This window comes from uncultured Ruminobacter sp. (assembly GCA_902764345.1).
Lineage (GTDB): Bacteria > Pseudomonadota > Gammaproteobacteria > Enterobacterales > Succinivibrionaceae > Ruminobacter.
Genome location: CACWVT010000009.1, coordinates 22,970 through 46,302, shown reverse-complemented (window position 1 = coordinate 46,302; position 23,333 = coordinate 22,970). Strand labels below are relative to the sequence as shown.

19 protein-coding genes are annotated in these 23,333 nt (G+C 45.5%); 6 read left to right on the top strand and 13 right to left on the bottom strand.

Features of this window, described 5'->3' with window-relative positions; translation table 11 throughout:
* Positions 1-253: 253 nt before the first annotated feature.
* The 4 genes from QZU58_RS03270 to exbB are packed head-to-tail and all read right to left on the bottom strand — an operon-like array spanning position 254 to position 4,183.
* Positions 254-2,584 (bottom strand): MMPL family transporter, encoded by a 2,331-nt coding sequence (locus QZU58_RS03270; protein ID WP_294494820.1) that lies wholly within the window; start codon positions 2,582-2,584, stop codon positions 254-256.
* A 36-nt stretch (positions 2,585-2,620) separates the two neighbouring features.
* Entirely contained in the window at positions 2,621-3,406 is a 786-nt protein-coding gene (locus QZU58_RS03265) for an energy transducer TonB (protein ID WP_294494818.1), read from the bottom strand.
* Positions 3,366-3,761 (bottom strand): biopolymer transporter ExbD, encoded by a 396-nt coding sequence (locus QZU58_RS03260; RefSeq protein ID WP_294461305.1) that lies wholly within the window; start codon positions 3,759-3,761, stop codon positions 3,366-3,368. Before QZU58_RS03260 ends, QZU58_RS03265 begins: the two co-directional genes overlap by 41 nt.
* Complete coding sequence (exbB, locus tag QZU58_RS03255) at positions 3,761-4,183, bottom strand: TonB-system energizer ExbB (RefSeq protein ID WP_294461307.1); 423 nt, start codon at positions 4,181-4,183, stop codon at positions 3,761-3,763. Before exbB ends, QZU58_RS03260 begins: the two co-directional genes overlap by 1 nt.
* Before the next feature lie 444 nt (positions 4,184-4,627).
* On the opposite strand from exbB, the gene QZU58_RS03250 reads away from it, so the two are divergent.
* Positions 4,628-5,080: a DIP1984 family protein gene (locus QZU58_RS03250; protein ID WP_294494815.1), complete on the top strand. Its 453-nt coding sequence runs from the start codon at positions 4,628-4,630 to the stop codon at positions 5,078-5,080.
* Positions 5,081-5,509: 429 nt separating this feature from the next.
* On the opposite strand, the gene QZU58_RS03245 is transcribed toward QZU58_RS03250, so the two are convergent.
* The 3 genes from QZU58_RS03245 to QZU58_RS03235 form a co-directional block, all read right to left on the bottom strand.
* The gene (locus QZU58_RS03245; RefSeq protein ID WP_294494812.1) at positions 5,510-7,231 is read right to left on the bottom strand and encodes an ABC transporter ATP-binding protein; all 1,722 of its coding nucleotides are present in this window, start codon (positions 7,229-7,231) and stop codon (positions 5,510-5,512) included.
* Positions 7,228-9,060, bottom strand: coding sequence for an ABC transporter ATP-binding protein (locus QZU58_RS03240; RefSeq protein WP_294494809.1), 1,833 nt, complete (start codon positions 9,058-9,060; stop codon positions 7,228-7,230). The genes QZU58_RS03245 and QZU58_RS03240 overlap by 4 nt, the downstream gene beginning before the upstream one ends.
* A 102-nt stretch (positions 9,061-9,162) precedes the next feature.
* A complete protein-coding gene (locus QZU58_RS03235; RefSeq protein ID WP_294494807.1) occupies positions 9,163-11,433 on the bottom strand; it encodes a TonB-dependent receptor in 2,271 nt (756 codons plus the stop codon).
* A gap of 480 nt (positions 11,434-11,913) precedes the next feature.
* On the opposite strand from QZU58_RS03235, the gene QZU58_RS03230 reads away from it, so the two are divergent.
* The 3 genes from QZU58_RS03230 (at position 11,914) to QZU58_RS03220 (ending at position 15,102) form a co-directional block, all read left to right on the top strand.
* On the top strand, positions 11,914-13,347 hold the full coding sequence (locus QZU58_RS03230) for a hypothetical protein (protein WP_294494804.1): 1,434 nt from the start codon (positions 11,914-11,916) through the stop codon (positions 13,345-13,347).
* A 191-nt stretch (positions 13,348-13,538) separates the two neighbouring features.
* Positions 13,539-14,306 carry a polysaccharide pyruvyl transferase family protein gene (locus QZU58_RS03225; protein WP_294494802.1) on the top strand — a complete coding sequence of 256 codons (768 nt, stop codon included), beginning with the start codon at positions 13,539-13,541 and terminating at the stop codon, positions 14,304-14,306.
* A 79-nt stretch (positions 14,307-14,385) separates the two neighbouring features.
* Complete coding sequence (locus QZU58_RS03220) at positions 14,386-15,102, top strand: 4'-phosphopantetheinyl transferase superfamily protein (RefSeq protein WP_294494799.1); 717 nt, start codon at positions 14,386-14,388, stop codon at positions 15,100-15,102.
* 127 nt (positions 15,103-15,229) lie between these two features.
* On the opposite strand, the gene QZU58_RS03215 is transcribed toward QZU58_RS03220, so the two are convergent.
* Complete coding sequence (locus QZU58_RS03215; protein ID WP_294494795.1) at positions 15,230-15,916, bottom strand: septation protein IspZ; 687 nt, start codon at positions 15,914-15,916, stop codon at positions 15,230-15,232.
* A gap of 340 nt (positions 15,917-16,256) precedes the next feature.
* On the opposite strand from QZU58_RS03215, the gene QZU58_RS03210 reads away from it, so the two are divergent.
* Together QZU58_RS03210 and galU are read left to right on the top strand one after the other, a co-directional pair.
* Entirely contained in the window at positions 16,257-16,580 is a 324-nt protein-coding gene (locus QZU58_RS03210) for a YciI family protein (protein ID WP_294494791.1), read from the top strand.
* Complete coding sequence (gene galU, locus QZU58_RS03205; RefSeq protein ID WP_294494789.1) at positions 16,580-17,491, top strand: UTP--glucose-1-phosphate uridylyltransferase GalU; 912 nt, start codon at positions 16,580-16,582, stop codon at positions 17,489-17,491. Before QZU58_RS03210 ends, galU begins: the two co-directional genes overlap by 1 nt.
* Positions 17,492-17,619: 128 nt before the next feature.
* Here the strand turns inward: galU and QZU58_RS03200 are convergent, their stop codons facing one another.
* The 5 genes from QZU58_RS03200 to QZU58_RS03180 form a co-directional block, all read right to left on the bottom strand.
* A complete protein-coding gene (locus QZU58_RS03200; RefSeq protein ID WP_294463213.1) occupies positions 17,620-18,225 on the bottom strand; it encodes a hypothetical protein in 606 nt (201 codons plus the stop codon).
* Between the two features lie 14 nt (positions 18,226-18,239).
* A complete protein-coding gene (gene aroA / locus QZU58_RS03195) occupies positions 18,240-19,514 on the bottom strand; it encodes a 3-phosphoshikimate 1-carboxyvinyltransferase (RefSeq protein ID WP_294463215.1) in 1,275 nt (424 codons plus the stop codon).
* A 265-nt stretch (positions 19,515-19,779) separates the two neighbouring features.
* The gene (locus QZU58_RS03190; protein ID WP_294494786.1) at positions 19,780-20,430 is read right to left on the bottom strand and encodes a hypothetical protein; all 651 of its coding nucleotides are present in this window, start codon (positions 20,428-20,430) and stop codon (positions 19,780-19,782) included.
* Between the two features lie 83 nt (positions 20,431-20,513).
* On the bottom strand, positions 20,514-20,795 hold the full coding sequence (locus QZU58_RS03185; RefSeq protein ID WP_294494783.1) for a hypothetical protein: 282 nt from the start codon (positions 20,793-20,795) through the stop codon (positions 20,514-20,516).
* A 107-nt stretch (positions 20,796-20,902) separates the two neighbouring features.
* Positions 20,903-23,317, bottom strand: coding sequence for a YgiQ family radical SAM protein (locus QZU58_RS03180; protein ID WP_294494780.1), 2,415 nt, complete (start codon positions 23,315-23,317; stop codon positions 20,903-20,905).
* Positions 23,318-23,333: the final 16 nt, after the last annotated feature.

Sequence of the window (23,333 nt, the reverse complement as noted above, 5' to 3'; positions counted from 1 at the left end):
GTTCCAGGAGATGGTCAACAGAGATAACTGAAAGAGACCGGCTCCTGATCAATTATCTAGGCATGAAATTTTGAGTACTGATTATCCAACTTTTAGGGTGATTATTGCCTTTATGCATTAAATCAAAACAGTTTTCCGTTTTATCATCCCTGAAAATAAAACGGAGTCCGGCCTGCGTCATGTCGCACCGGACTCCGTTATCAATTCTGAAGCCATTTTTGAATCTGGTTCAAACCTCCCGTCAAGAACGGGATTATGCGGTTCTGCCTCCGGTTCTTTCCGGTCCGAACGGCTTAAATGTCATAATGAGGGCCGGAGTAACCGCCAAATCGCAGACTAATGCGATGATAAAGGCAGTCACTGAACTCCAGGCAAAAGTGAACGGTCCCGCAAACTTACTGTTCATAAAGCTTAAGAGACAAACGCCTGAAATCATGGTGGTGAAAATAAGCACCCTGCCGACACTCAGGGATGTACGCTTGAAGGCAATTCCGTAATCTCCGCATTCCCTGAAGAAATAACGGTAACGGGTGATGAAATGAATGGTGTCATCAATGCATACCCCGAGAATTATCGGTGCCAGAATAACCAGCACCATGTTTACCCTGGCTCCGGCAAAGCTTACGAGTCCCAATGTCAGTACGACTGGAACAACGTTCGGAATCATTGCCAAAAGGCCGATCTTTAACGATCTGAAGACAATTGTCATCACGATAAGGATTGTCACGAAAGCATAGATGAAACTGTACAGTTCACTTTCGGAAAGGTAGTCAGCCAAGTTCGTAAGCAGACATGAAGCCCCTGTAAATTTAATATTTAACCACGGAACATTTGTTCTGACGAATTCATATACATCATTTTCCAGCTTTCTCACGTCAGCTGTACTCAGGGAAACCGTTCTTACCTGCACGTGTGCCGTGTCATAAGCAAAGCTCACCAGTCTGTCAAATTCCTTACCGCCACCTGATTCATAAAGGAGCAGAAGTTCGCTGACGCTTTCCTTCTTTTTCGGTACGGCATAGAATTCGTCATTATTCTCATGAACCGCCCTGTTCATCTGCTTCAGCTGATCCACAAAACTCGATGTCTGAAGCACCAGAGGATGGGATTCAAGAAAACCCTGCAGTCTGTCCAGTCCGTTTATGAAATTAAGATCCTTTACTCCGTTTTCCTTTCCGGTCTCCACCAGAATTTCCATGGACATGGATCCGCCCATGCGTGAATCCACGAAGTCAAAATCCTGACGGAGCGGATCATCCTTTGGTAAATCCTGAATGAAGGCTGTCTCGATCTTCAGTCCGGTCATGCCCCAGGCGGCGATGCCTACGGCAACGACAGTCCCCAGAATTATGGCTTTAGGGTATTTCAACACCAGGCCGTTAAAGAAGTTTACCATATGGTCAAACACGTCAAAGTGTCTTTCCTTTGCCCCGGATCCCGCTACGACAAAGGCCTTCAGCGGCTTTACCCTGCTGAAACTCAGAACAGGAAGCGCAAAAATGAACGTCATCACCAAAGCAATCACTGCACCTATGGCCGCCTGAAGCCCCAGTTCCCGCAGAGGAAGAAGATCCGTAAAAATAAATGACGCAAAACCGAGTGAGGTGGTAAGAGTGGTCAGACACATGGGCAATGTCGTCAGCTTAAGCGTTTTTCTTAAGGCGTCAGTCTTACTCACGCCGTTTACGTAAAGACTTCTGAATTCGGCTATCAGATGAACCGAGTCACCTATGCCCACGCAGAGAATTAAAATCGGAATCATCATGGCAAGCATGTTCAGGGTAAATCCGAATATCTGATAAAGTCCCATGGTGAGCACGATGGACAGAAATACGGTAAGCAGCGGCACCACGGTACCAATAATGCTTCTTGTGGTGATTATCAGCATTATCAGCATGCCGATAAGACCTGAAATCACCCAGATCTGGCCTTCCTCCTGTATGTCCCTGTCGTTGAAATAACTGATGACGGGACTGCCTACCACCCTGACGTCCAAATCCTTAAAATCATTAAGAATCTTATATATGGCCGGCGGAGCCTGATTACGGAATTCATTAACGTTCCCCCTGCTGTCATCAGGGTAGTTAATAAAGTTAATGACTATGCCGAAAACCGTACCGTCAGCACTTACAAACCTGTCCGCATACGCTCTGTCATTGGCAGCACGGTCAATCACCCTGCCGATTTCCTCCTCGGAACCGTCAAATCCGTCAAACAGAGTGGCTATGCTCACTGTATCGGAGCCGTTTTCCGAAGTCACCGATTCAGCGTTACCTATCCAGGTTACCCTGTCAACAAAGTTCACTTCCCTGTCAAGTCTGTGAACAAGTGCATCAAGTCTCTTTAAAAATGAGGCATCCTTCTTTCCGTGACTGTCCACCAGAAGAAACACAAAATCGTCATTACCGAAGGTTTCATAATATTCCTGCAGTTCCGTATAGGCAGGATCGTCTTCTGCAAAGAAACTTTCATATGAATTATCCTGTTTTAATTCACCGATGAACTGTCCCGTGACACAGGTCAGAATGACGGCAAACAGAATACTCAGAATTCTGTACTTCAGGATTTTGTCAACAATCCACATTGTATGTAATACATCCTTTAAAAATAATGAATTGAATTAACTTAATTTAAACTCAATGGGAACCACCACCTTTATGTCCTTTCCGGTGTTTGGGAAATCCCTTGAGGCATTCTTTACCGTGGTTACGGCGGCTTGTTTCAGAAGCTCCGCTCCCGTTGAACTCTTTACGACCGCAATGCTGTCAACGGTACCGTCCTTCCTGATTACGAAAGCAACCAGCACCACACCCTGTATCCCGCGGCGTCTTGCCTGCTGAGGATAGTAACGATGCTTCAGCAGGCTTTGGACAATCCGGCTCATAAGCGCATTTTGCGTTTTGCCGTAAACCATGGTAACGGGCCCGGAAGATGCGGCCGGAACAGATTTTCCGGAAACGGGAACGGCCGGAGCCGCTGCCGGGTTTACCTGCTGCCGATCCGTTATGACCTCAGGAGAGGACTTCGGTTCAGGGGTCTTCTTTACGGGCTTTGGTTTCTTCACCATCTGTTTCGGTTTTTGTTTTTGTTTTTGTTTTGGTTTAGGTTTTGGTTTCTCTTCCGGCTTCTGCTGAACAATGGGAGCCTCAGGTTTTTGCAGAACCTGTGGTTCTGCAGGCTCAGGAACCGGCGGCACCTCCATGACGGGAACCGGTTCCGGTGGCGGAGGCAGAACCTTCAGCATGATTTTCACGATTTCTTCATCAGATTTAAAAGAAAACTGAGAACTGACGTGCCCCGCCCACATAATGCAGCCATACACCAACGGACAATAGATGCTCAGAGCCAGAATGAAGGAAACCCGGTTATAACTTTGTTTTCTTGGTGGCAATGCTGAAATTTCCATGATTAAGCTCTCTTAACTTATCAAGCACTACTATAAAAAGTCCAAAATCGGCTTTTTCATCTATACGAAGTTCCAAATGCACGTCCGGATCCAAAGATGTCAGCTTTTCCGCAACGGACTCGGAATCAGCCTTTTTTCCGTCGAAATAAATCTCATTGTTTTCCCCGATTTCCAGAAGTATCAATTCCGATTCAACATCAGTCAGTTTATCCTGAGTTGAGGCTTCAGGAAGATTAACCTTTATCTCTCCCTGGGCAATGAAGGTGGAAACGCTCAGCACCATACACAGCAGCACCAGCATAATATCAATGAACGGAACTATGTTCAGCGGAGCTCTTGAAGGAATAAGTTTCATTAACGCTTTCCTCCGGCAGCGGAAGCGGCGATAACGCTTATTTTTCTGTTAAGACCGTTATAGGCAATCAGGGCAGGAATGGCCACAACCAGACCTAAAGCAGTAGCTTTGAGAGCAAGGGACATGCCCACCATTATGTCTTTTGCGTTCAGGCCTCCGGACTGCCCCATGTCATAGAAGGTAATCATAATACCGAGCACGGTACCGAGAAGCCCCACATAAGGCGCATTTGAATAGATAATGAATATCGTGGTCATGTTTTTGGTAAGTGCCGTCTCCATCTGAGATCCGTCAGCGTAGTTCTGCGGCTTAAAACGGCTCAGAAAAATAAATCTTTCAATTGAAAACCAAAGGGCAAGAAACCCCATAAAACCCAATATGACGAATATGGAGATATCAACAAGATCCTTTATGTTATCCATCTTTCCACCTGTTTCTGAAATTTAAAAACCAATAAAGAGACATCCGTAATTTCCGTCAGAGAGAATAACTGTTGTCACAGTCACCGACAGACTGCCTTGCACGGAACCACAGTTTTGTTAGCAATTATTAACGTATGTTACCCAAAACTAACAAAAAGCCATTGTATACAAAAAAAACGGGAGATAAATCAGATTTTTTTATTGTGATAAAATTTATCAGATATAAGGTTTACACTTTACGAATGCCGCAGCCGCCGTACGGATCATGACCACAACAGGATGGTTCCTGTACGCACAATCAGTACCCGCCGGTCATATAATGAGCCGAAAATCGGCAACTTTCCGATTTGTTAAGCATGTCTATATCATAGACACGTCATCCATTGCATAATATTCCGGTGAGAATTCAGAATTTAAACAGGACCATTCCGGAGGACATCAAAGATGAAGCTTGCAACTGCACTGTCAGAAAGAGCCGATTTGCAGAGAAGAATCATAAGTCTCAGACACAGACTCAACAATAACGCAAAGGTTCAGGAAGGAGAACAGCCTGCGGAAAACCCGGAAGAGCTTCTTAAGGAGCTGGACGGCTGTCTCATCCGTCTGGAGGAACTCGTGGCGAGAATTAACAAAACCAATAATGCGACCAAATCAGGTGACCTGACGGTCACGGATCTGATTGCGCGACGTGACATTCTTAAGGAACGAATCGGTATAATGAGGGATTTTCTGGACGCTTCCAGCGATAAGGTATCAAGATATTCGAAAACCGAAATAAAAGTATGCAGTACCGTAAATGTTGCCGAACTGCAGAAAGAGCTTGATTCGTGGTCAAAAAAATTCAGGGAAACTGATGAAAAAATTCAGGAACTGAACTGGCTGACCGAATTAATTTAAATCAATGAAGGTAATCCTGACGGGCGGGTGGCATCTCTTGCGACTGAGAATGAATCGCATAAATCAATAGTAATTGCAATGCAGGGCGCATGCAGGAGATTAGAGGTCTCCACTTACGTTGTATGCCCAGTAATGTAACATCTATAAAGAGTATTATGTATGTTTACTACCGGTTACCGACGACAGGATGAGGGTGGGTTCGGGGACTTTTAAAATGTTGCGGAGTACGGAGCCTGTATCCGTACTCCGCATGTAAGGTGGACTTTAGGCGTTCCTAAACCGAAAGACTGCGACAGTCCCGGACACTTTTTACAAACGTGTCCGGAACTGAACCGTCATGGAAGCGTGCCTGCCGTAACGAAAATAACATGCAGGCAGCAAACCGCACCGGAATACGGATTCGGCTTCTGCAGCACCGTCCGGCACCCGTCAGTCATTACCTCCCTGATGCCACAGCTTGCGGTAAAGACCGTCTCTGGATATCAGCTCATCATGAGTTCCGCGATCGACAATTCTGCCTTTATCCATTACAACAATCATGTCACTGTGCATGATGTTTTTCAGTCTGTGGGCTATCATTACGACGGTTTTCCCCCTGGTGAGTTCATCCACCGCCTTCTGCACCGCAAATTCGTTGTAGACGTCAAGACTTGAGGTGATTTCGTCAAGAAAGACAATTGGTGCATCTTTCAGCATGCAGCGGGCAATACAGATTCTCTGTCTCTCACCGCCACTGAAATTACGACCTTCCTCAGCCACAGTGTCATCCGGCCCCGCAAAATCAACCATGGCCTTTTTCAGCACGGTTCTGACATCATCAGCTGAAGCATCCTTTTTCCCCAGAACTACATTATCCGTAACGGTTCCCCTGAACAGGTAAGACTCCTGAAATACCATGGCATACCTGTGCATAAGCGTTTCAGGATCAATGGTTGAGATGTCTGTAAGTCTGCCTTCTACAATGTTTCCCATCAGAACGCTCCCCGAATCCGGGTCATAAAATCTTGCCAGGAGCTTTACGAGAGTTGACTTGCCGCTACCGCTCGGTCCTACAACCGCAACAACGCTTCCGTTCTTTATTTCAAGATTTACGTCATCAAGAATCTTTTTTCCAGGTTCATAGGAAAAGCTGACGTTTCTCAGCACAAGATCATTGCCGTCAGGAAGTTCCGCAGCCGTTCCCGGAAGCGGACGCTCACTCATCAGCCTACCGATGTTTCTGCCGGATTCAGAGAAGTACTGCAGCATCAGGAAATTAAGGCTGAAGGCAATGAACGGTGCAATGCTCCTTGAAGCAACAATCATCAGCATCAGGAATTCCATTACCGATATTTCCTGATGAATGAGCTTATACTGCCCAAACATAACCATAATGCCAATACCGGCCCCCACGCATGACATCGTCGTAAGGGCAAACGGCATCAGTGTAACCTCAAGTCTGATGCTTTCACTGCGCAGCCTGGTGAGACTCTGCTCGAGCCGTTCAAATCTTGATCCGCTCATGTTATTGGTTTTGATTGTTGTTATGCCGGTAATGTATTCAGTCAGTCTTGATGATGCCTCAACGGAAGCTGCCATCTGATTTTTACTGAGTCTCACTCCCATAACACGCACAATGCACAGTATGGCCAAAGCCACGGGAATGCAGCAGAAGAAGCTTATGGCAAGAGGTGCATTGTAAAACAGCAGTCCGATAAAAACCGTCACCGTAATAATCAGGGAGGAGAAAAGCTGCGGGATAATGTGAGAATTAGCATTCTCCAGATTGGAGAAATCCTTCATCATGCTGTGACTTACCCTGGCCGGATTGAGATTTGAAAGAAATCCCAGTGAAAGCTTTCTGATGTGCTCGGCAAGCTTAAGTCTTCCGCGAGTGGAATTATTGTAGGTTGACACAAAATTGGCGTTATATGCCGGAATTGAAGCATAGAAGCACACCACCATGTACACAACGCATCCGCAGCAGATAAGTACAAGGTGAAGTGTCTGTGCCCGCTCTCCGCCAAGATACGGATTCAGCAGCAGATACAGCAGCCATACAATGAAAATTATTCCTCCGAAATTTGCCAGATCACACAGGCAGGTGGCCAGTACCGATCTGAAAAACTTACCGGTTCTGTTTCCGGTTAAATTCCTTATGGACTGAATCATTGTTCTCTCTCCCCGGCATTAAACCGCCATTTATCAGCCGATACGTACATATCCCATAAATTACGGTAAGCCTCGGAATCACGAAGCAGACTTTCATGAGTTCCTCGTGCCAGTATTCTGCCGTCGTCAATCATGATGATCTCGTCGGCATCAATTACACTGTTGAGCTTGTGTGCCACCATGATTATGGTTTTGTTCTTCTTCAGCTCGGTGAGGGCCTGATTAAGAAGCAGTTCATTTTCGGCATCAAGAGCCGAACTTACCTCATCAAGAAGAAGAATCGGTGCATTCTTAAGTATCGCCCGTGCTATGTTTATGCGCTGTTTCTCGCCTCCGGAAAGGGTATTGCCGCCTCCCCCGAGATAATAATCCATACCGTATTTGGCAATAATGTCATCACACCGAGCCAGACGTGCGGCGTTAAGAACCTCCTCGTCGGTAGCTCCGCTTTTGCCGGCCACGATGTTCTCCCTTATGGTTCCCTCAAACATGAAGGTCTTCTGCAACACAATGCTTAGGCTGTCCATCAGGCAGCTTTCGGACATGTTTCTGACGTCCGTACCTCCTATTCTCACGCTTCCGGAATCTGCATCATAGAATCTTGCAATAAGAGACAGGATGCTGCTTTTTCCCGAACCGCTACGACCTATAACGGCAAGACTCTTCCCCTGCTCCACCCTGAAGCTGACACCGTTCACGACGGAGTGATGCCTTTCCGTATTCTTTTCCCCCGGAACATTGTCCGTGAAATCATCATGGTACGAAAAGAACACGTTATCAAACTCAACCGTATAATTCTGCGGTTTTTCCGGAATTGCCGGCACGGGAAGCGGCTTTGCCGCAAAAATCGCATCTATGCGTTCAACGCCTTCGTTAATGGTCATTATTACGTTGGATATGTTCATTATGTTCATCAGCGACGGCAGAATCGCATTTGAAAGCACGGTAAAGAAAAGTGCCGTAAGCACGATTCCCGGGTCATCCGGATTTGACGAATTGATAAAAATCACCACCGGATAAATAAAGAAAATGAAGAAATTTACAAGAATGGTAAAGATTATAAAATCAGTGCTTCCCCGTCTCGCAAATCTAAGGGCAAAGTTCCTGTAGGCCATGACGCTCTTCTTTAGGGAAGCAAACGAACGGGCACTCATACTGAACATTTTCAGCACAGGAATGCCGCGGGCGAATTCCATTGATGTGGCATTAATGTCTTCCAATGCCCTGAAATACCCCCTGATTTCCTCCCTTACTCCGTCATCACCGTAGATACGGAACTGAATCAGAAGAGAAATGACATAAACAAGAATGCAGATGAGTCCCAAACGCCAGTCTGCATAAACGTAAAGTCCGAATACCACCACGGCTCCCGACAGCGTCATCACCAGATCCGGAATCTTATGAGATATGAAAAGTTCAATCAGATCCACATTATCATGAATGCTTTTGTGAATCTCTCCCGTACTTACCCTGGTAAAGTACCCCAGAGGAAGCGTGGCAAGATGCCTTGCGAGACGCAGTCGCAGATTAAATATGATTCTGAAAGCAGCGAAATGGCTGAGAACAAAGCTGCCGCCGTTAAAAAGCATGGAAACAAACACGCTGACCACGGCAGTAAGTCCCCACGAAAAAACCGCATCGGTGTCCACCGGTACCGAATTCTGAAATGAATGGATATACAGGCAGATTATTTTATATGAAGCTATGTAAGGAATTATCTGAATGATTGTTGATACGGCGGCAAGAAACACGGAAACTATGAGAATCCTCTTCTTTTCACCACTTATTTCCAGTAATCTTGAAATTCCCTTTTTACCTGATGATTTCAATCTGACTACCTTCCCTGAAATGATTCCGACCACATGACGGAATCTGACAATAAAAAAAGCCCGTTACATCGAGAGGTACGGTAACGGGCAAAAGCTGTAACGTTAGAAACTATACTTGAGCTTAACACCAACGTTACGAGGAGCAGCCATTGAGTAGAAACGTACTCCGTAGTTACTGCCGTTATCAATAGATGCGGCATACTTCTTATCAGCCACGTTTTCCACATAAGCCTTGATTTCGAGATTCTTCATAATCTCGGCGCTTGCATAGAGATCAAACACGGTATAACCGCCCTGAGATTCCTGAATCAGCCCGCTGTTTTCATAAACGGAAGTATAACCTTCGCCGAAATAAGTCTTCGACTGATAACGCATGTTACCGCCGACATGAGCCACAAAATCCGCAAACTTAAGAGCCGTTACGTCAATTAAGCCTGCTGCCACAAACTTCGGAGCATTGCCAGGATGTTTGGTATAACCCGATGTTTCGTTTCTGGAATCCGCATAGGTCATTGAAACTCCGGTGCTCACACGTTCAGCTCTGTAGCCCAGTGTCAGTTCAGCACCCTTTGAATGCATTCTGCCGATGTTTCTTAACGGAGTCATATAGGAGTTTTCAACAACCGTATAGGCCTGACGGTTATGAACATCCATGAAGAACAATGCGGCATTGGCGTCAAAACCATTGTCGAGAGACATGTGATAACCAGCTTCATAATTGTAGGTCTTTTCAGGATCATAGCCCTGCTCGTCAAGAGCAGATGTAGGGAATTTACTGAAGCCGCCAGCCTTTGAACCGCTTGATGCAAGAACATACGCTCTGTGTCCGGTTACGAATGTATAGCCGAATGCCGCCTTGTAATCGAGCATGTCGTAATCATTCTGCAGATGGTCAAAATCATATCCGAACATGTAGTTACCATTTGCCTTGGATCTCGCATGTTCATAACGAAGTCCCAGGTCAATGTCAAAAATGGAGGAGGCACCTACTCCGAAGTTATAGGCATAATCGGTAAATGCCGAGAAGCTGAGGTCATCAACTCTTACGTCAACCTGCCCAATCGGAAACACTGTGGCTCCGGTCAGAGCCTGATACATTTCATTATCAGAAATGTCAACCTGTGCAAGAACGTAGTTATCAGTGGTGGAATTTGTAACATTGACACCTATGACAGCCTTACCTGAATCATAAACATCACCGGCGTGTCCCAGTTCGGAGACGTAACGGATTTCCTGAGTGAACTGACGTGTCTTGATTTCATTATTACCGCAGCTTCCCTGTCCCATCATGTAGAGTTCACATGAATCTGAACTGTTAAGACTGGTGATGCTGTTGACTGAATCTCCGTTGTCTCGGTAATAATCCAGCTTCACATATGCTGTATACGCAGTTCTCTCTTCTTTAGGATTGATGATGTCTCTGATTTCACCTGAATTATACAGAGCTTCATAAGCCGCCTCTTGGGATCCGAAGTATTCAATCACGCCGGGATCGGCAGACATTGCTCCGGCAAGATATGAACGGGTAAAATCCGGATTACGTATAATACCGTGACCACTTATCCTTTCATTGCGATACTCGCTTTCAGTGAGAGCCACGTTACTCTGATGCCCTCTATCCTTAGTATATGAACCGCCAACCGTAACGTTCAGCGGTGAATTTTCACCGCCGCTGAAATAAAGAGCGCCGTTAACGACATATGACTCTCCGGTATTGTAGTTCGAACCGTCAATGTCCTTAATCCATCCGTAATCTTTCTGATTGGACACACCGAACTTACCATAAATCTTATCCTCGTAAAGGGCACCGCCGGCTGCCACCCTGTTCTTCCAGTACAGCTTTGAGTAGTCTGATTCCACGTCAGCATAGTTTCCGTCTAACATCGGATTCTTCGAGGTAATGTTGATGATGCCGAGCTGAGCCCCAGAACCGTATACAGATCCCTGAGGTCCCTTGAGAATTTCCACGGTACTTACATCATTAAACTGCTGATTCATCTGAGAGAAAGGCTGTGCCACGCCGTCAACATAAACAGTAACGCCGGAATTATAGATATTGCCTGAATTAATGCCTCTTACGGTATACTTGGTAAGCTGACGACTGCCAAAACCGACGGCAGGTGTCAGTGCTGAACTGATTTTTGTTAAATCAGTTACTCCCCTTACTTCGTGTTCCTCAAGAGTCTTATCGTCGGCGACCTCGGCCTGACCGCTCAGGCTCACAAGATCCTGACTGTACTTGTTTGCCGTAACGCTTATGGTATCCAGTTCAAAATCGTATTCTTCTTCGGCAGCGTACGCATTAACGGCCGTCATAATCGATGACGCCAGAAGCGTCATCATGAACCTACAGGTCTTTCTGTTTCCATACATAGTATTCTTCTCCATCACGGACAATGCCTATTTCCCCGCAAGCACGGTCCGCTCCTTCATAAATATCAAGTATTTTTAGTTATAAGTATTTAATGTTTTCATCCGCAGGTTATGGACATACCTGCCAAAAGCCCGACAAAGATATCATGTATGTTAGCCTTTGTTAACACTTATTAGACATAACTAACAAAAATTATCAGAAAGAACACCTGAATACCGTCCATTAAGAAAATTACTGAACGGAGCTGACAATAATTCTCATTTGTTTTTTCAGAATAAGGGGCATAATACTCAGGTCAATGCTCTGACACTCATTATGTTTTCCCCGTTTTGTTTTCAGATTCAGTCCGGCGACGTCCGCCTTCCAAAAGTATTGGCAGGTTCCGAGCCTGCAGTGCAGCAAAAAGAAGCTCTGCACGAATACCCATATCCCCAGCAATATTAACCTGCATAACTTATACAAAACAGGAGAATAATCAGATGTCCATACCAGGTACCATATATCTCGAAAACTGTCTGTCTCACTGCAACATAGCCAACTCCATCGCCTGCCACTTTACAGGCAGTCTGAACCTGCGTCTTTTTTCAATAAGTGTCAGTAAGGTCCTTTCCGAAGCGGACAAATTCAGATACGAACTGATTCCACTTGATAACGGGGAAGGAGCATGGAAGGAAAAAAGCAGAAACGTACCTCCGGTAAAACTCATTCGATGTAAAAACATGGACGAAGGACTTAAGGAATTTTCCCGGGACATTTTTAATCTGAGCCGCGAATACAATTTCTTCCCTCTCTTTTTCACCGTATTTGTGACAGACGAAAATGAAACAAAGGAAGCAGATGAACATGAGAAGGAAGACAACGACTCAGTTACAGGAGAATTCTGCATCGTACAGACACTGAATCACGCCTACTGTGACGGCAGAAGCTGTGAATTTCTGTTAAACCAGATTACCGAGTATTACAATGCCCTCCTTGAAAACAATCTTCAGTCAATGGAAAAGGTTCTTAATCGTGTAAGACAGACCTCTACTCCGTCAAGCGATGAAATCTATTCCTTCAGATCTGAAAATCCGCTTATCAAACTGAGCAGATGGCAACAGATAAAAAACATTTTCAGACTTGTGGGAACAAAATTAAACGATGACGGTGAATTTTCTGTCAGGTATCCGGTAATCGAGGCTGAGTGGGAAAAATTCAGAACTGAAAAACACGAGCCTCAGATGCACTATTTTGATTTAAATCCGATTATCAACCATTACGCCGGCAACAAAAACGTAAATGCCAACAGCATCATCACGGCACTGCTTGTAAAAGCTTTTTACTACGTAAACAGCACTGTTCACAATCATCCGGAAAAGAAAAAAATATCTTTCAGAATGATGTCTGACATTCTGTCGGCCAAACAGAGACAGCAGTTCATCGGCAACTACTGTGCATACGTTCCCGTCGTGGCAGACGGCAGTCTCCCGCTCGCTGACATTGCAGCCGACATTCTGAAACAGGTGGAAAGCTTCAGAAACAACAAAGTTGACGTGTCCATGTACAAGTTTCTGGAGTTTGCCCTCAGAAAACACATGGCAGGCAAAAAGGATGACCCTGTATCATTCACCGTATCACTTATTCTGCACCGCAAATTCATCAGACATCCGAACAGTCTTAAGGGAGCCACATTCATAAAAACAACCGGAGCCCTGAATTACGAACCTCTGGATCTGTTCGGAGCAAAACTTAACAACAAGATTGCGCCAACTCTTTCTTTATCCATCGATAATGTACTTTTTATTACATATTATCCGTTAATTGGCGGCGATGATATTCTTGATAATGTGACCGATGCTTTAAAAACGATATTGGAAAAGGAAGTATCTATGGTCATGCCGTCAAAACATAATATGCTCATGTCTTACACATAATTACATCGGGAAAAAAAAGCTTAGCTCATCATCTTCATGAGCTTTACAACGTTCCGTTATTTAAATTAATATTAATCTGATGAACTGGACACTTGGGGAAGGAGTTAAAATTGGGAAAAAATTCATTAAAAAAAATTATTCATCTATACTATTGGAATCAAATCATTGACGGAAAAATGAATTTCGGAGACATGTTTTCCAAAGATATAGTGGAGTATGTTTCCGGTGCCGAAGCCGAACATGTTAAGACAGACCGTCCAGATAAACTTTTGGCCGTAGGCTCCATTCTGAACCAGGAAACCTTAAGTTCCGGAGGCGTTGTGTGGGGATCTGGTACAATGGATCCCTCAGACATTATATATAACCCCAAAGTCAGATTCTGTGCAGTCAGGGGGCCACTTACCCGCAAGGCTTTAATCGATAAGGGATATAAAGTTCCTTCTGTCTACGGAGATCCCGTTCTTCTGTTGCCGAGAATTTACAGTCCACAGATACCGAAAACCCACAAACTCGGAATCATTTTACATTGGAGACACCGTGAGTTATTAAAGATCCATCCTTCAGTGAAATATATCGACATATTAAGAAAGCCTGAAGATAAATTTAAGTTTATCGATGACATCTTATCCTGTGAACGAATTTTATCAACATCCCTTCACGGACTGATTGTTTCTGACGCATACGGAGTGCCGTCAAAATACTGCACGACATCAAACAGTAAACTAGAAGGTAAAGAGCACTTTAAATTCAATGATTATTTTGAAAGTATCGGCAGAAAGGATACGGAACCACTGCCATTACACCCTGGTGAAATAATTACGGAAAACACTTTTCCAGGTGATGTTCGAAACACCAACATAAATTTGGATCTCGATTTATTGGTCGATGTATTTCCGTATGACTTATACCGTGAACCGAATTTCATATATCGGATTAAAAAACTTCTAGAGCGAAAATGAGTTTAACAAGCATTTTAACCGCCTTCTATCACATCTATTACAGCCCAAACAAGCCGGATTATACGCAACGGAGCAGACAATGAACGAATTTATCAAATCCAAAGCCGAAATAGTCATCAACTCTCACGTCATTGAAGTACTGGAGTTTGATACCGACACTCTTTCCGAAGAGCTTTCGGAGCAGTACGGCTCCATTTTTCCGGCCAATTTTCACAATGCCGTTTCCAAAAGAAAGGCAGAATTCATTGCCGGAAGGATGGCTAGCCACAGCCGCCTGAAGGCTTTCGGAAATTCCGAACCGGTCAGGGTAAATGAAGACAAATCCCCCGCATGGCCGAAAGGCTTCATCGGTTCAATAAGTCACGACGGCGGCATAGCCTGTGCCGTCGTGTCCCCAAAGTCCGGAGATACGCACAGCATAGGTCTTGATCTGTGCGTCAGCATGACTGACAATGACGCCATGCAGGTTGCTGACAACATCAGTACTCTCGACGAACTCAACCGTTTCATCGGCACTTCGTTCTTTACCGGTGATTCGCTGAGACTCATATTTTCTGCCAAGGAAAGTCTGTACAAAGCCGTATATCCGCTCATAAAACGTTTTGTTGACTTTAAGGAAGTGGAGATAATGACGGTGGAAGGCGATGATGAACACGGAACGATTACCGCGGCCGCGGTAAACAGAAACGATCTGCCGCTGTCCGTAATTGATGAGTTCACCGTTTACTATCAGCGCTTCAGACTCGGAGACACCGCAGGTTTCATCACCCTGTCATGTAACCGTTCCGGAAACTGAAACCGGCGGAGCATCTGACGTTTCCCCCTGAGGGATTGCGGAACCGAACGCCATCATCAATAAAAAGGCGGGCTGGACAATCATGTCCGGCCCGCCCGTTTCATATCATTCGAACTGCGGTAAAGACCTATTTCCTCACGTCAGATTCTTCTTTTACGCCTGCCGCAACCGGTACTTCCGCCTTGTCGGCACCCTTGCCCACATGCTGATCCTTTACGTCAACGACCAGCTTTTCGAGTGCCTCTTTCTGTTCTGCGGTAAGCTTGCCGTAGACCCATGCAAAGGTTGCAAACATGAACACCGCATTGAGAATTCCGTTACCGTATGTTTTGTAGTTAACCCATATATTCTCGGCCTCATCGCTGCTGACGTTCATGAAATCAGGAAGACGGAAGGCAATCACGTAGTTGAGAAAGGCACAGGCAATAAAATACACGGCCAGTGCGACAGTGGCCTTTTTAAGCACTGCTACTGGAATTGGAGTCTTATATCCGGTAAGAGCCTCCACAATATCCTTACCGAAACCGAACTGACAGATAAGAAGACCGGAGGCAATCACGCAGTTAACAACGGAAACCTTCCATTTAATGAAAGACGGATCCTTAACCATGATTGTCGGTATGGCAAAAACCAGAAGCGTCAGAATCACCACAATCTGGATTCTGGTAATCTTTCCCTGAAGAATCCAGCTTCCGCCGAGAGTGATAACTGACGATATAACCACGGCTATGGTGGCATATATTAGATTATGATCAGAAAATTTATAGGTGGCGAAGAAGCAGATTGCAGGAAGAAGATTTAATAGAAGTTTCATGTTTTAACTGTCCTTGCGAAAGTTGTTCCATTTTATCATATTTAAATAATTTTGAATAAACAAATATGATTAACATGCATAACTTTCACCTTTTAAACCGATATTTTTATATATTTAATTGACAAATTCAGCATAAAACCATATTCCGGAGTTCCCGTTCCGTCAGCTGATGATTTCAACTCCCGTACGCCACACCGTTTTTTATGCTTGGCACTGTCGCCCGATTCTGTACCAGGCTCGTAACTCACAGTAAAAATTGTTTCATAACAATCCGCCATTTCATTATAATATGAGCAGATAAAATCATTAAAGTTCAACCGCTAACCGTAAGGATGAAATCATGTGGTATTTAATTTATGCTGAAGACATTCCAAATTCAAACGAAGTAAGAAGCAAGGCCCGCCCTGCCCACATTGCAAGACTTAAGGAACTCATTGCCGAAGACCGTCTGCTTCTCGCTGGTCCGAACCCTAATGTTGACTCTGAAGAGCCTAGCGAAGCAGGCTTCTCCGGTTCCGCAATCATCGCAAAATTCGGTTCCCTCGAAGAGGCTAAGGCCTGGGCTGAAGATGATCCGTACTGGCATCAGGGCGTTTACCAGAAAGGTACCGGCATTGTTAAGCCTTTTAAGATTACCGCAAAGATGAACGGAGCTTCTTTCTAATGAAAATTACCAAGGCAGTTATTCCAGTAGCAGGACTGGGAACAAGAATGCTTCCCGCCACCAAGGCAATTCCGAAGGAAATGCTGCCGGTTGTGGACAAGCCTCTGATTCAGTATGTCGTAAACGAAGCGGCCTCTGCCGGGATAAAGGACATTATTCTGGTAACCCACTCTTCCAAAAACGCAATTGAGAACCATTTTGACCACAGTTTTGAACTTGAAGCCACTCTCGAAAAGCGTGTAAAGCGTCAGCTTCTTGATGAGATTCAGTCCATATGTCCCAAGGACGTAACCATCATGCATGTTCGTCAGGGCGAGGCAAAGGGACTGGCTCACGCAATCAAGTGTGCAACGGCACTGGTAAACAAAGAACCTTTTGCCGTCATTCTTCCTGACGTTCTTATAGATGAATACGCCTCAGATCTCAGAAAAGATAACCTCAAGGAAATGATTAACCGTTTTGAGGAAACCGGAACCAGCCAGATAATGGTAGAACCTGTGGCTCCGGAAGCTGTGTCTTCCTACGGCATAATCAACATTCCCGACGAGATTAAGAGTGCCAATATAGAACCTGGTCAGAAAATATCCATTACCGGCTTTATTGAAAAACCAGAAAGGGAAAAGGCTCCGAGCAATCTCGCAATTGTCGGTCGCTACATTCTTTCAGCCGACATTTGGGATCTGTTCCAGGAAACACCTGTAGGCGCAGGCGGAGAAATACAGCTGACGGACACTCTGAGACTTCTTCTTAAACAGAAATCCATTGATGCATACGTTCTTAAGGGCCGAAGCCTTGACTGCGGTTCTAAAATCGGATACATCAAAGCCTTTGTGGAATATGCCATGAAGAATGAAAAACTCGGTGAAGAGTTCAAGGATTACCTGAGAAAGGAAGTCGTACCACAGCTTTAACAGAAACCACTCCGTGGCCATTCTGAAAATTCAGAGATAATGTTCAAACGGGGAAGACTTCGATGTCTTCCCCGTTTTTTTGTACGTTTCATGACGGAAAAAAACCGTCAACCGGATTTGCCGACGTTTTATCTGCCGCTCTGTTTGCCATCAGCTGCAGGTCCCGTAAACAGTGTCCGGGCATTATTACCGCCAAACAGACCGATGTCCCTGTTGTGAAGTGCCTTACCTCTGTCAAGGACGGGATAGAACTTTGCAAATTCGTCACGGTGTTCAAGGTAGTAATCGTAAACCTTCTGCCAGTTTTCCAGATTCTTTACCTCGAGAGTACGCAGCTTGTATGTATCATTGACATTGTTAACGTCAGCAATAGTCTTCAGCTCATCTCCGACACATTCCCTGTTGAAATCAACGCATCTGAGAACAAAAGTGGTGGTCAGCAGGATACCTTCCTTTTCAGGTGAAAGCTCATTTCCTTCCTGAAGGTATGCAAGTGTCGGTCTGAGACTGTATCCCGGAATCTGATTCCCGTACACCATGTGTCCAGTAAATCTGCCTATAACATTCCTTCCGGCTCCGTCAGACTCTTTATTCTCATCAACCTCAAACCCCGCAGCATACGCATAATCCTTTCCGTCGATGGTAATGACATCTGCATCTGCAGCGTGCGATGCGGACATTACAAGGATGCATAACAGCGATTTAACTGCAGTATTCCATACCACTTTCATCATAAACAGACTCCTGTCTATTCAACTATACCGAGAAACTTCTCAAAATAATCAGGGAAGGTTTTGGCACAACACTTCGGATCATTGATAACCACGTCCGTGGCAAAGGAAACCAGAGAGAAGCACATTGCCATACGGTGATCGTTATACGTATCAATGGCGACATTTCTGTTAAGCCTGCCAGGATTGATTTCCAGATAGTCTTCTCCTTCCACACATTCGATACCGAGTTTCTTCAACTCGTTTGCCATGGCTCTCAGACGATCGGTTTCCTTAACACGCCAGTTGGCAACATTACGTATAACCGTTTTTCCATTGGCAAAAAGAGCGAGCGGCACGGCAGTCATGGCGGCATCCGGAATGCTGTTCATGTCCATGTCCACTCCGTGAAGCGGAGCCTTTTCACATTCAATGAAATCATCGCCCATAGCCACCTTGGCTCCCATTGCACAAAGAACCTTCACGAATTTAACATCACCCTGCACGGAATGAAGTCCGACTCCGGTAACCCTAACCTTGCCGGCAATGGCTCCGGCAGCAAGAAAATATGAAGCGGCTGAGGCATCGCCTTCCACCAGAAAATCCCCGGGACTTACGTAATTCTGACCGCTTCTGATGAAAAACTCCTTATAGTCACGGTTCTCAACAGTTACGCCAAAAGACTTCATCATGCCTACTGTAATGTCAATGTAAGGCTTTGATACGAGTTCACCCTTAATTTTCAGCAGCACGTCACCGTTCATTAAAGGAGCCGCCATCAGGAATGCAGAAATGAACTGACTTGACACGGATCCGTCTATCTCGGCAACCCCGCCCTTAAGCTGACTGCCGTTAATTCTGAGAGGAGGGTAGCCTTCCTTCTTCAGATAGGTAACGTCAGCACCCAGCTGACGCAGGGCATCTATAAGATGGGCTATAGGACGCTCCTCCATGCGGGGCTCACCGGTAAGAACATATTCACCTGAAGAATTGCACAGAACAGCGGTTATCGGTCTCATAGCGGTACCGGCGTTACCGAGAAAAAGCTCAAGCGGCTTTGATGTATGGAAGGTACTTCCGAGACCGTAAACAGTGCATTGGGTTCTGTCTTCGCTTAATTCATATTCAACACCAAGCAGACTCAGCGCATTGAGCATGTGTCTGGTATCATCACTGTCCAGGAGATTGGTGATTCTGGTCTTGCCATGAGCAAGAGATGACAGCAACAGGGCTCTGTTTGATAAACTTTTTGAGCCCGGGAGGTTAACCAAACCGCACGCTCTGTCTTTTTTATTTAATTTTATTGATTCCATGTCTTCTACTTTCAATTCTGTTTTTTTTTGAAAAAAATCTGCTTAAGAACATTATTGTGCTTTTTAATTCGGATAATCGTCTCTCTGCCGGTTCACTCCGTTTTCAATCACGGATACCCCGCTTCCCATCTGCTCATTCTGGCAAAACTCACTGAATTTTAACAAAACAGCCGTTGCCATATCAATGAACCGGACGGAGGTTAACTCTGAAGTTGTTATCCGTACGACATCATTAACCGTACTGGAACCTGAAGAGACTCCGTCATTACGGAAGCTGCGGAGGATTAGTTCCTTCCTCTGCAATTGACTGAATCTCCTTCGCTACCCCGGCCGCCTCATTCTTTTCCTTCATTTCCTCAGCATTCTTTTGACGTCTGATTTCCATGCGTTCCTCTATGGCAGCCATAAGTGTGTCAGGAACATCAAAGTCACAGGTATATTCGTCAACAGCAGTCGTGGAACTGTAATGATATTCCCGGGATCTTACAATAAACTCCTCTCGTCTGTTACGGCGCTCTTCCGTATTGAAATACCACTGACGCAGCTTGGTCAGCAGGATTGTGTAATGATCAAAGTTAAGACCGTCACCGTAAATCTGAATACCGCAGTTAATTGCCTGATCCACATGATCTCTTGCCAGAAGAACCTCCGGACGACTCTCCGGATTAAGTGTAAGAATTTCGTTGAAGGCCTTTGCATTCTGTAGCAGAACCTTGTATTCAAATTCGTTGACATCAGATTTCATTTCCTTCTGCATGCGTTCTTCAATGTCATCACGAATCTTATTTCCGTCCTTATCCACTCCTTCAAGCGTAACGTCATATTCGGAAATTTTTTCCTTGTTCTTCTTACATCCCGTCACGTTGACACAGCACAAAGCCACACAGAGTCCGGCAAGCAGGTATTTAAGCTTCATTACCTTGATTCCTTTAAATTTTTAATATTTTCCGATTGTAATTGTCACTGAATGATATTTTCTACGGTCATTAACCGGCGGCATTACTCCCGACCATCCACGTCATCAGACCACGGGAAGGCCGGATTTTTCTCATCCACGCCCCGTGAAATCAGCACCAGTTCCTCGGTGTACTCCTCAAGATAGAGTACGTTTCCGTTGGAAAGTCTCAGCATGATACCGTGTTCAAGATAGGCATAATCGCTTTTAGGGAATTCATCCGTGTAATCATCATTATCAATTACACACCCTATAACTCCAAGCTGTCTGCCTCGGAGACATACAAGGTCTCCTGTTTTAATGATACGGTTGTCAGAATATCTCAATGAATTCTTCCTGTCAGGTTAATCCAATGCTCCTGCAGATTTTATCCCAGAGGCACACGCCGGCACATGCCGGATATTATACTATATAACATGAGCTCTACGTTTAATTAACGGTTTTTACCATGAGGTCTGCCTTTTCCACCCCGACCTGCAGGTCTGCCGTTAAATGAAGAACCAGATCCGCCGGTTCTGTGTCCCGAACCGTTACCGCCATGCCTGCCTGACTCCCCTTTTCTTTCGCTAAAGTCAGCGTTTTTCGGTCTGTCGCCGTGTGTTCTTTTCTGACAGGATGAAGTCTGACCGCCGTCACGTGCACCACCGACTTTTTTACCACCGGTTCTTGCTGAAGTCCTCTGTCGGCCTTCGGACAGCGGATCGAACGGCGGAACAAGGGCATTTGGCCCCCTGCCTATGAATTCAGGCATGTTAAGCTCAATGAGAGCCTCGCGCACGGTTTCAAAATTAAGAGGATCGTGGTACCGCAGAATGGCCTTCTGTCTGCGTCTTGCCACATCTCCCTTTGCCACAAATACATCAGGCTCGGTACTTCCCGTTATCGGTCTGTACGGGTTAAAACCGGTGTAGTACATGGCAGAGGCTCCGGACATCGGTGTAGGATAGAAATTCTGAACCTGATCCACCTTAAAATCATTTCGTTTAAGCCACACCGCCAGATGAATCATTGAAGAAAGAGTTGACCCGGGATGAGATGACATGAAGTAAGGAATTATGTACTGCTTCTTTCCTGCCTCATTACAGTACATGTCAAAAAGCTTCTTAAAATCATAATAAACCTTCTCATCCGGCTTAAGCATAAGCTCAAGCACTTCCGGAGCCATGTGCTCGGGAGCAATCTTGAGATAGCCGCCCACATGATGGGTTACCAGTTCCTTTATGTAGTTAACGTCAAAAAGAGCCAAATCTATTCTGACCCCGGAAGCGATGAGAATCTTCTTAATGAAAGGCAGTGCTCTGGCATCCCTGTAAAGCTGAATCAGCCTGCTGTGATCCTTGTTAAGGAAGCGGCATGGCGTTGGATACAGACACGACGGCTTACGGCAGAGACTGCGCATTCTGGCATCGGTGCATCCGAGACCGTACATATTGGCAGAGGGCCCTCCGAGGTCGGAAATGACGCCGGTGAATCCAGGAGTCTTTTCACTTATTTCCCGCAACTCGTTCAGTATGGATTCTTCCGAACGGCTCTGTATTCTCTTTCCCTCATGGGCCACAATCGAACAGAAGCTGCATCCGCCGAAACATCCCCTCATGATTGATACGGAGTTTTTTATCATCTCGAAAGCAGGAATTTCCATCCCCTTATATGACGGATGAGGCTGTCTTCTGAACGGCAGTGCATAGACGTAGTCCAATTCAGCCGAGCTAAGGGGAAAAGTTGGTGGATTAACCCAGACAAAGCGCTCACCGTGCTGCTGTACCAAGGCTCTGGCACATTCCGGATTGCATTCCCTTATGAAAATTCTGCGGACATGTGCATAAAGCTTCTTATCCTGCTTTACCGTCTGTGCGGACGGTAGCAGGATATATTCATTTTCATGAAGCTTTTTATCAAGTGAAACCTTCTTTACTGCCTCATCCTGCCCATTGGAAATCTTTATGACGGCTCCGGATTCAGAACCGTCAATGTCACCAGACGGACCGGCATTTTCTGCCCTGTCAGAGGGATCTAAAGCTTTCGTACCGCCCGTATCACACATCACGCAGTATGGATTTGGCTCCGGCTCGATGTATCCCGGAGTATCCACGGCCGTGGAATCAATTCCGACCCAACCGGGAAGAGCCTTTTTTACCATAACGGCGGTACCGCGGACATCCTTTATGTCCTTTACGGACTCACCGGACGTAAGACGCATGGCAATTTCGGCAAGAGGACGTTCCCCGTTGCCGAATACCAGAATATCTGCTTTTGAATCCGGAAGCACCGAATTCTTAACGGTGTCAGACCAGTAATCATAGTGAGCCAGTCTGCGCAGAGAAGCCTCAATACCGCCAATCACAACGGGAATGTCCTTGAAGGCTTCCCTTATTCTCTGGGTATAGACTGTCACGGCCCTGTCAGGTCTCTTTCCGGCCACATTGCCCGGGGTATAGGCATCATCGGTGCGGATCTTTCTGTCTGCGGTATAATGATTTATCATGGAATCCATGTTGCCGGCATTAACCCCGAAAAACAGATTCGGTCTGCCGAGAACCGTGAAGGCATCCTTGGAATGCCAGTCAGGCTGGGAAATCACTCCGACCCTGAAGCCGAAGGACTCCAGATATCTGCCAACAATGGAAGTACAAAAGCTCGGATGATCGATATAGGCATCTCCGGTAACAATAATGATGTCACAGCTGTCCCACCCCAGACGATCCATCTCCTTTCTGCTCATCGGCAGAAAAGGAGCCGGTACATGATTTTTCCGGAACTTCGGATAGGTACGGATATCACGGCAATGATATTTTTCAAAATCCTTAAAGTCATTATCGGTAATTCGTTCTTCCGTTCCCGCCGTCATAGAAATCCTCTCAAAC

Coding starts and splice junctions, on each gene's coding strand:
- galU (WP_294494789.1), top strand. CDS start 16,580: ATGAAAATTACCAAGGCAGTTATTCCAGTAGCAGGACTGGGAACAAGA.
- QZU58_RS03200 (WP_294463213.1), bottom strand. CDS start 18,225: ATGATGAAAGTGGTATGGAATACTGCAGTTAAATCGCTGTTATGCATC.
- QZU58_RS03220 (WP_294494799.1), top strand. CDS start 14,386: ATGAACGAATTTATCAAATCCAAAGCCGAAATAGTCATCAACTCTCAC.
- QZU58_RS03180 (WP_294494780.1), bottom strand. CDS start 23,317: ATGACGGCGGGAACGGAAGAACGAATTACCGATAATGACTTTAAGGAT.
- QZU58_RS03270 (WP_294494820.1), bottom strand. CDS start 2,584: ATGTGGATTGTTGACAAAATCCTGAAGTACAGAATTCTGAGTATTCTG.
- QZU58_RS03210 (WP_294494791.1), top strand. CDS start 16,257: ATGTGGTATTTAATTTATGCTGAAGACATTCCAAATTCAAACGAAGTA.
- QZU58_RS03215 (WP_294494795.1), bottom strand. CDS start 15,916: ATGAAACTTCTATTAAATCTTCTTCCTGCAATCTGCTTCTTCGCCACC.
- QZU58_RS03260 (WP_294461305.1), bottom strand. CDS start 3,761: ATGAAACTTATTCCTTCAAGAGCTCCGCTGAACATAGTTCCGTTCATT.
- QZU58_RS03230 (WP_294494804.1), top strand. CDS start 11,914: ATGTCCATACCAGGTACCATATATCTCGAAAACTGTCTGTCTCACTGC.
- QZU58_RS03245 (WP_294494812.1), bottom strand. CDS start 7,231: ATGATTCAGTCCATAAGGAATTTAACCGGAAACAGAACCGGTAAGTTT.
- QZU58_RS03265 (WP_294494818.1), bottom strand. CDS start 3,406: ATGGAAATTTCAGCATTGCCACCAAGAAAACAAAGTTATAACCGGGTT.
- exbB (WP_294461307.1), bottom strand. CDS start 4,183: ATGGATAACATAAAGGATCTTGTTGATATCTCCATATTCGTCATATTG.
- aroA (WP_294463215.1), bottom strand. CDS start 19,514: ATGGAATCAATAAAATTAAATAAAAAAGACAGAGCGTGCGGTTTGGTT.
- QZU58_RS03190 (WP_294494786.1), bottom strand. CDS start 20,430: ATGAAGCTTAAATACCTGCTTGCCGGACTCTGTGTGGCTTTGTGCTGT.
- QZU58_RS03235 (WP_294494807.1), bottom strand. CDS start 11,433: ATGTATGGAAACAGAAAGACCTGTAGGTTCATGATGACGCTTCTGGCG.
- QZU58_RS03225 (WP_294494802.1), top strand. CDS start 13,539: ATGTTTTCCAAAGATATAGTGGAGTATGTTTCCGGTGCCGAAGCCGAA.
- QZU58_RS03250 (WP_294494815.1), top strand. CDS start 4,628: ATGAAGCTTGCAACTGCACTGTCAGAAAGAGCCGATTTGCAGAGAAGA.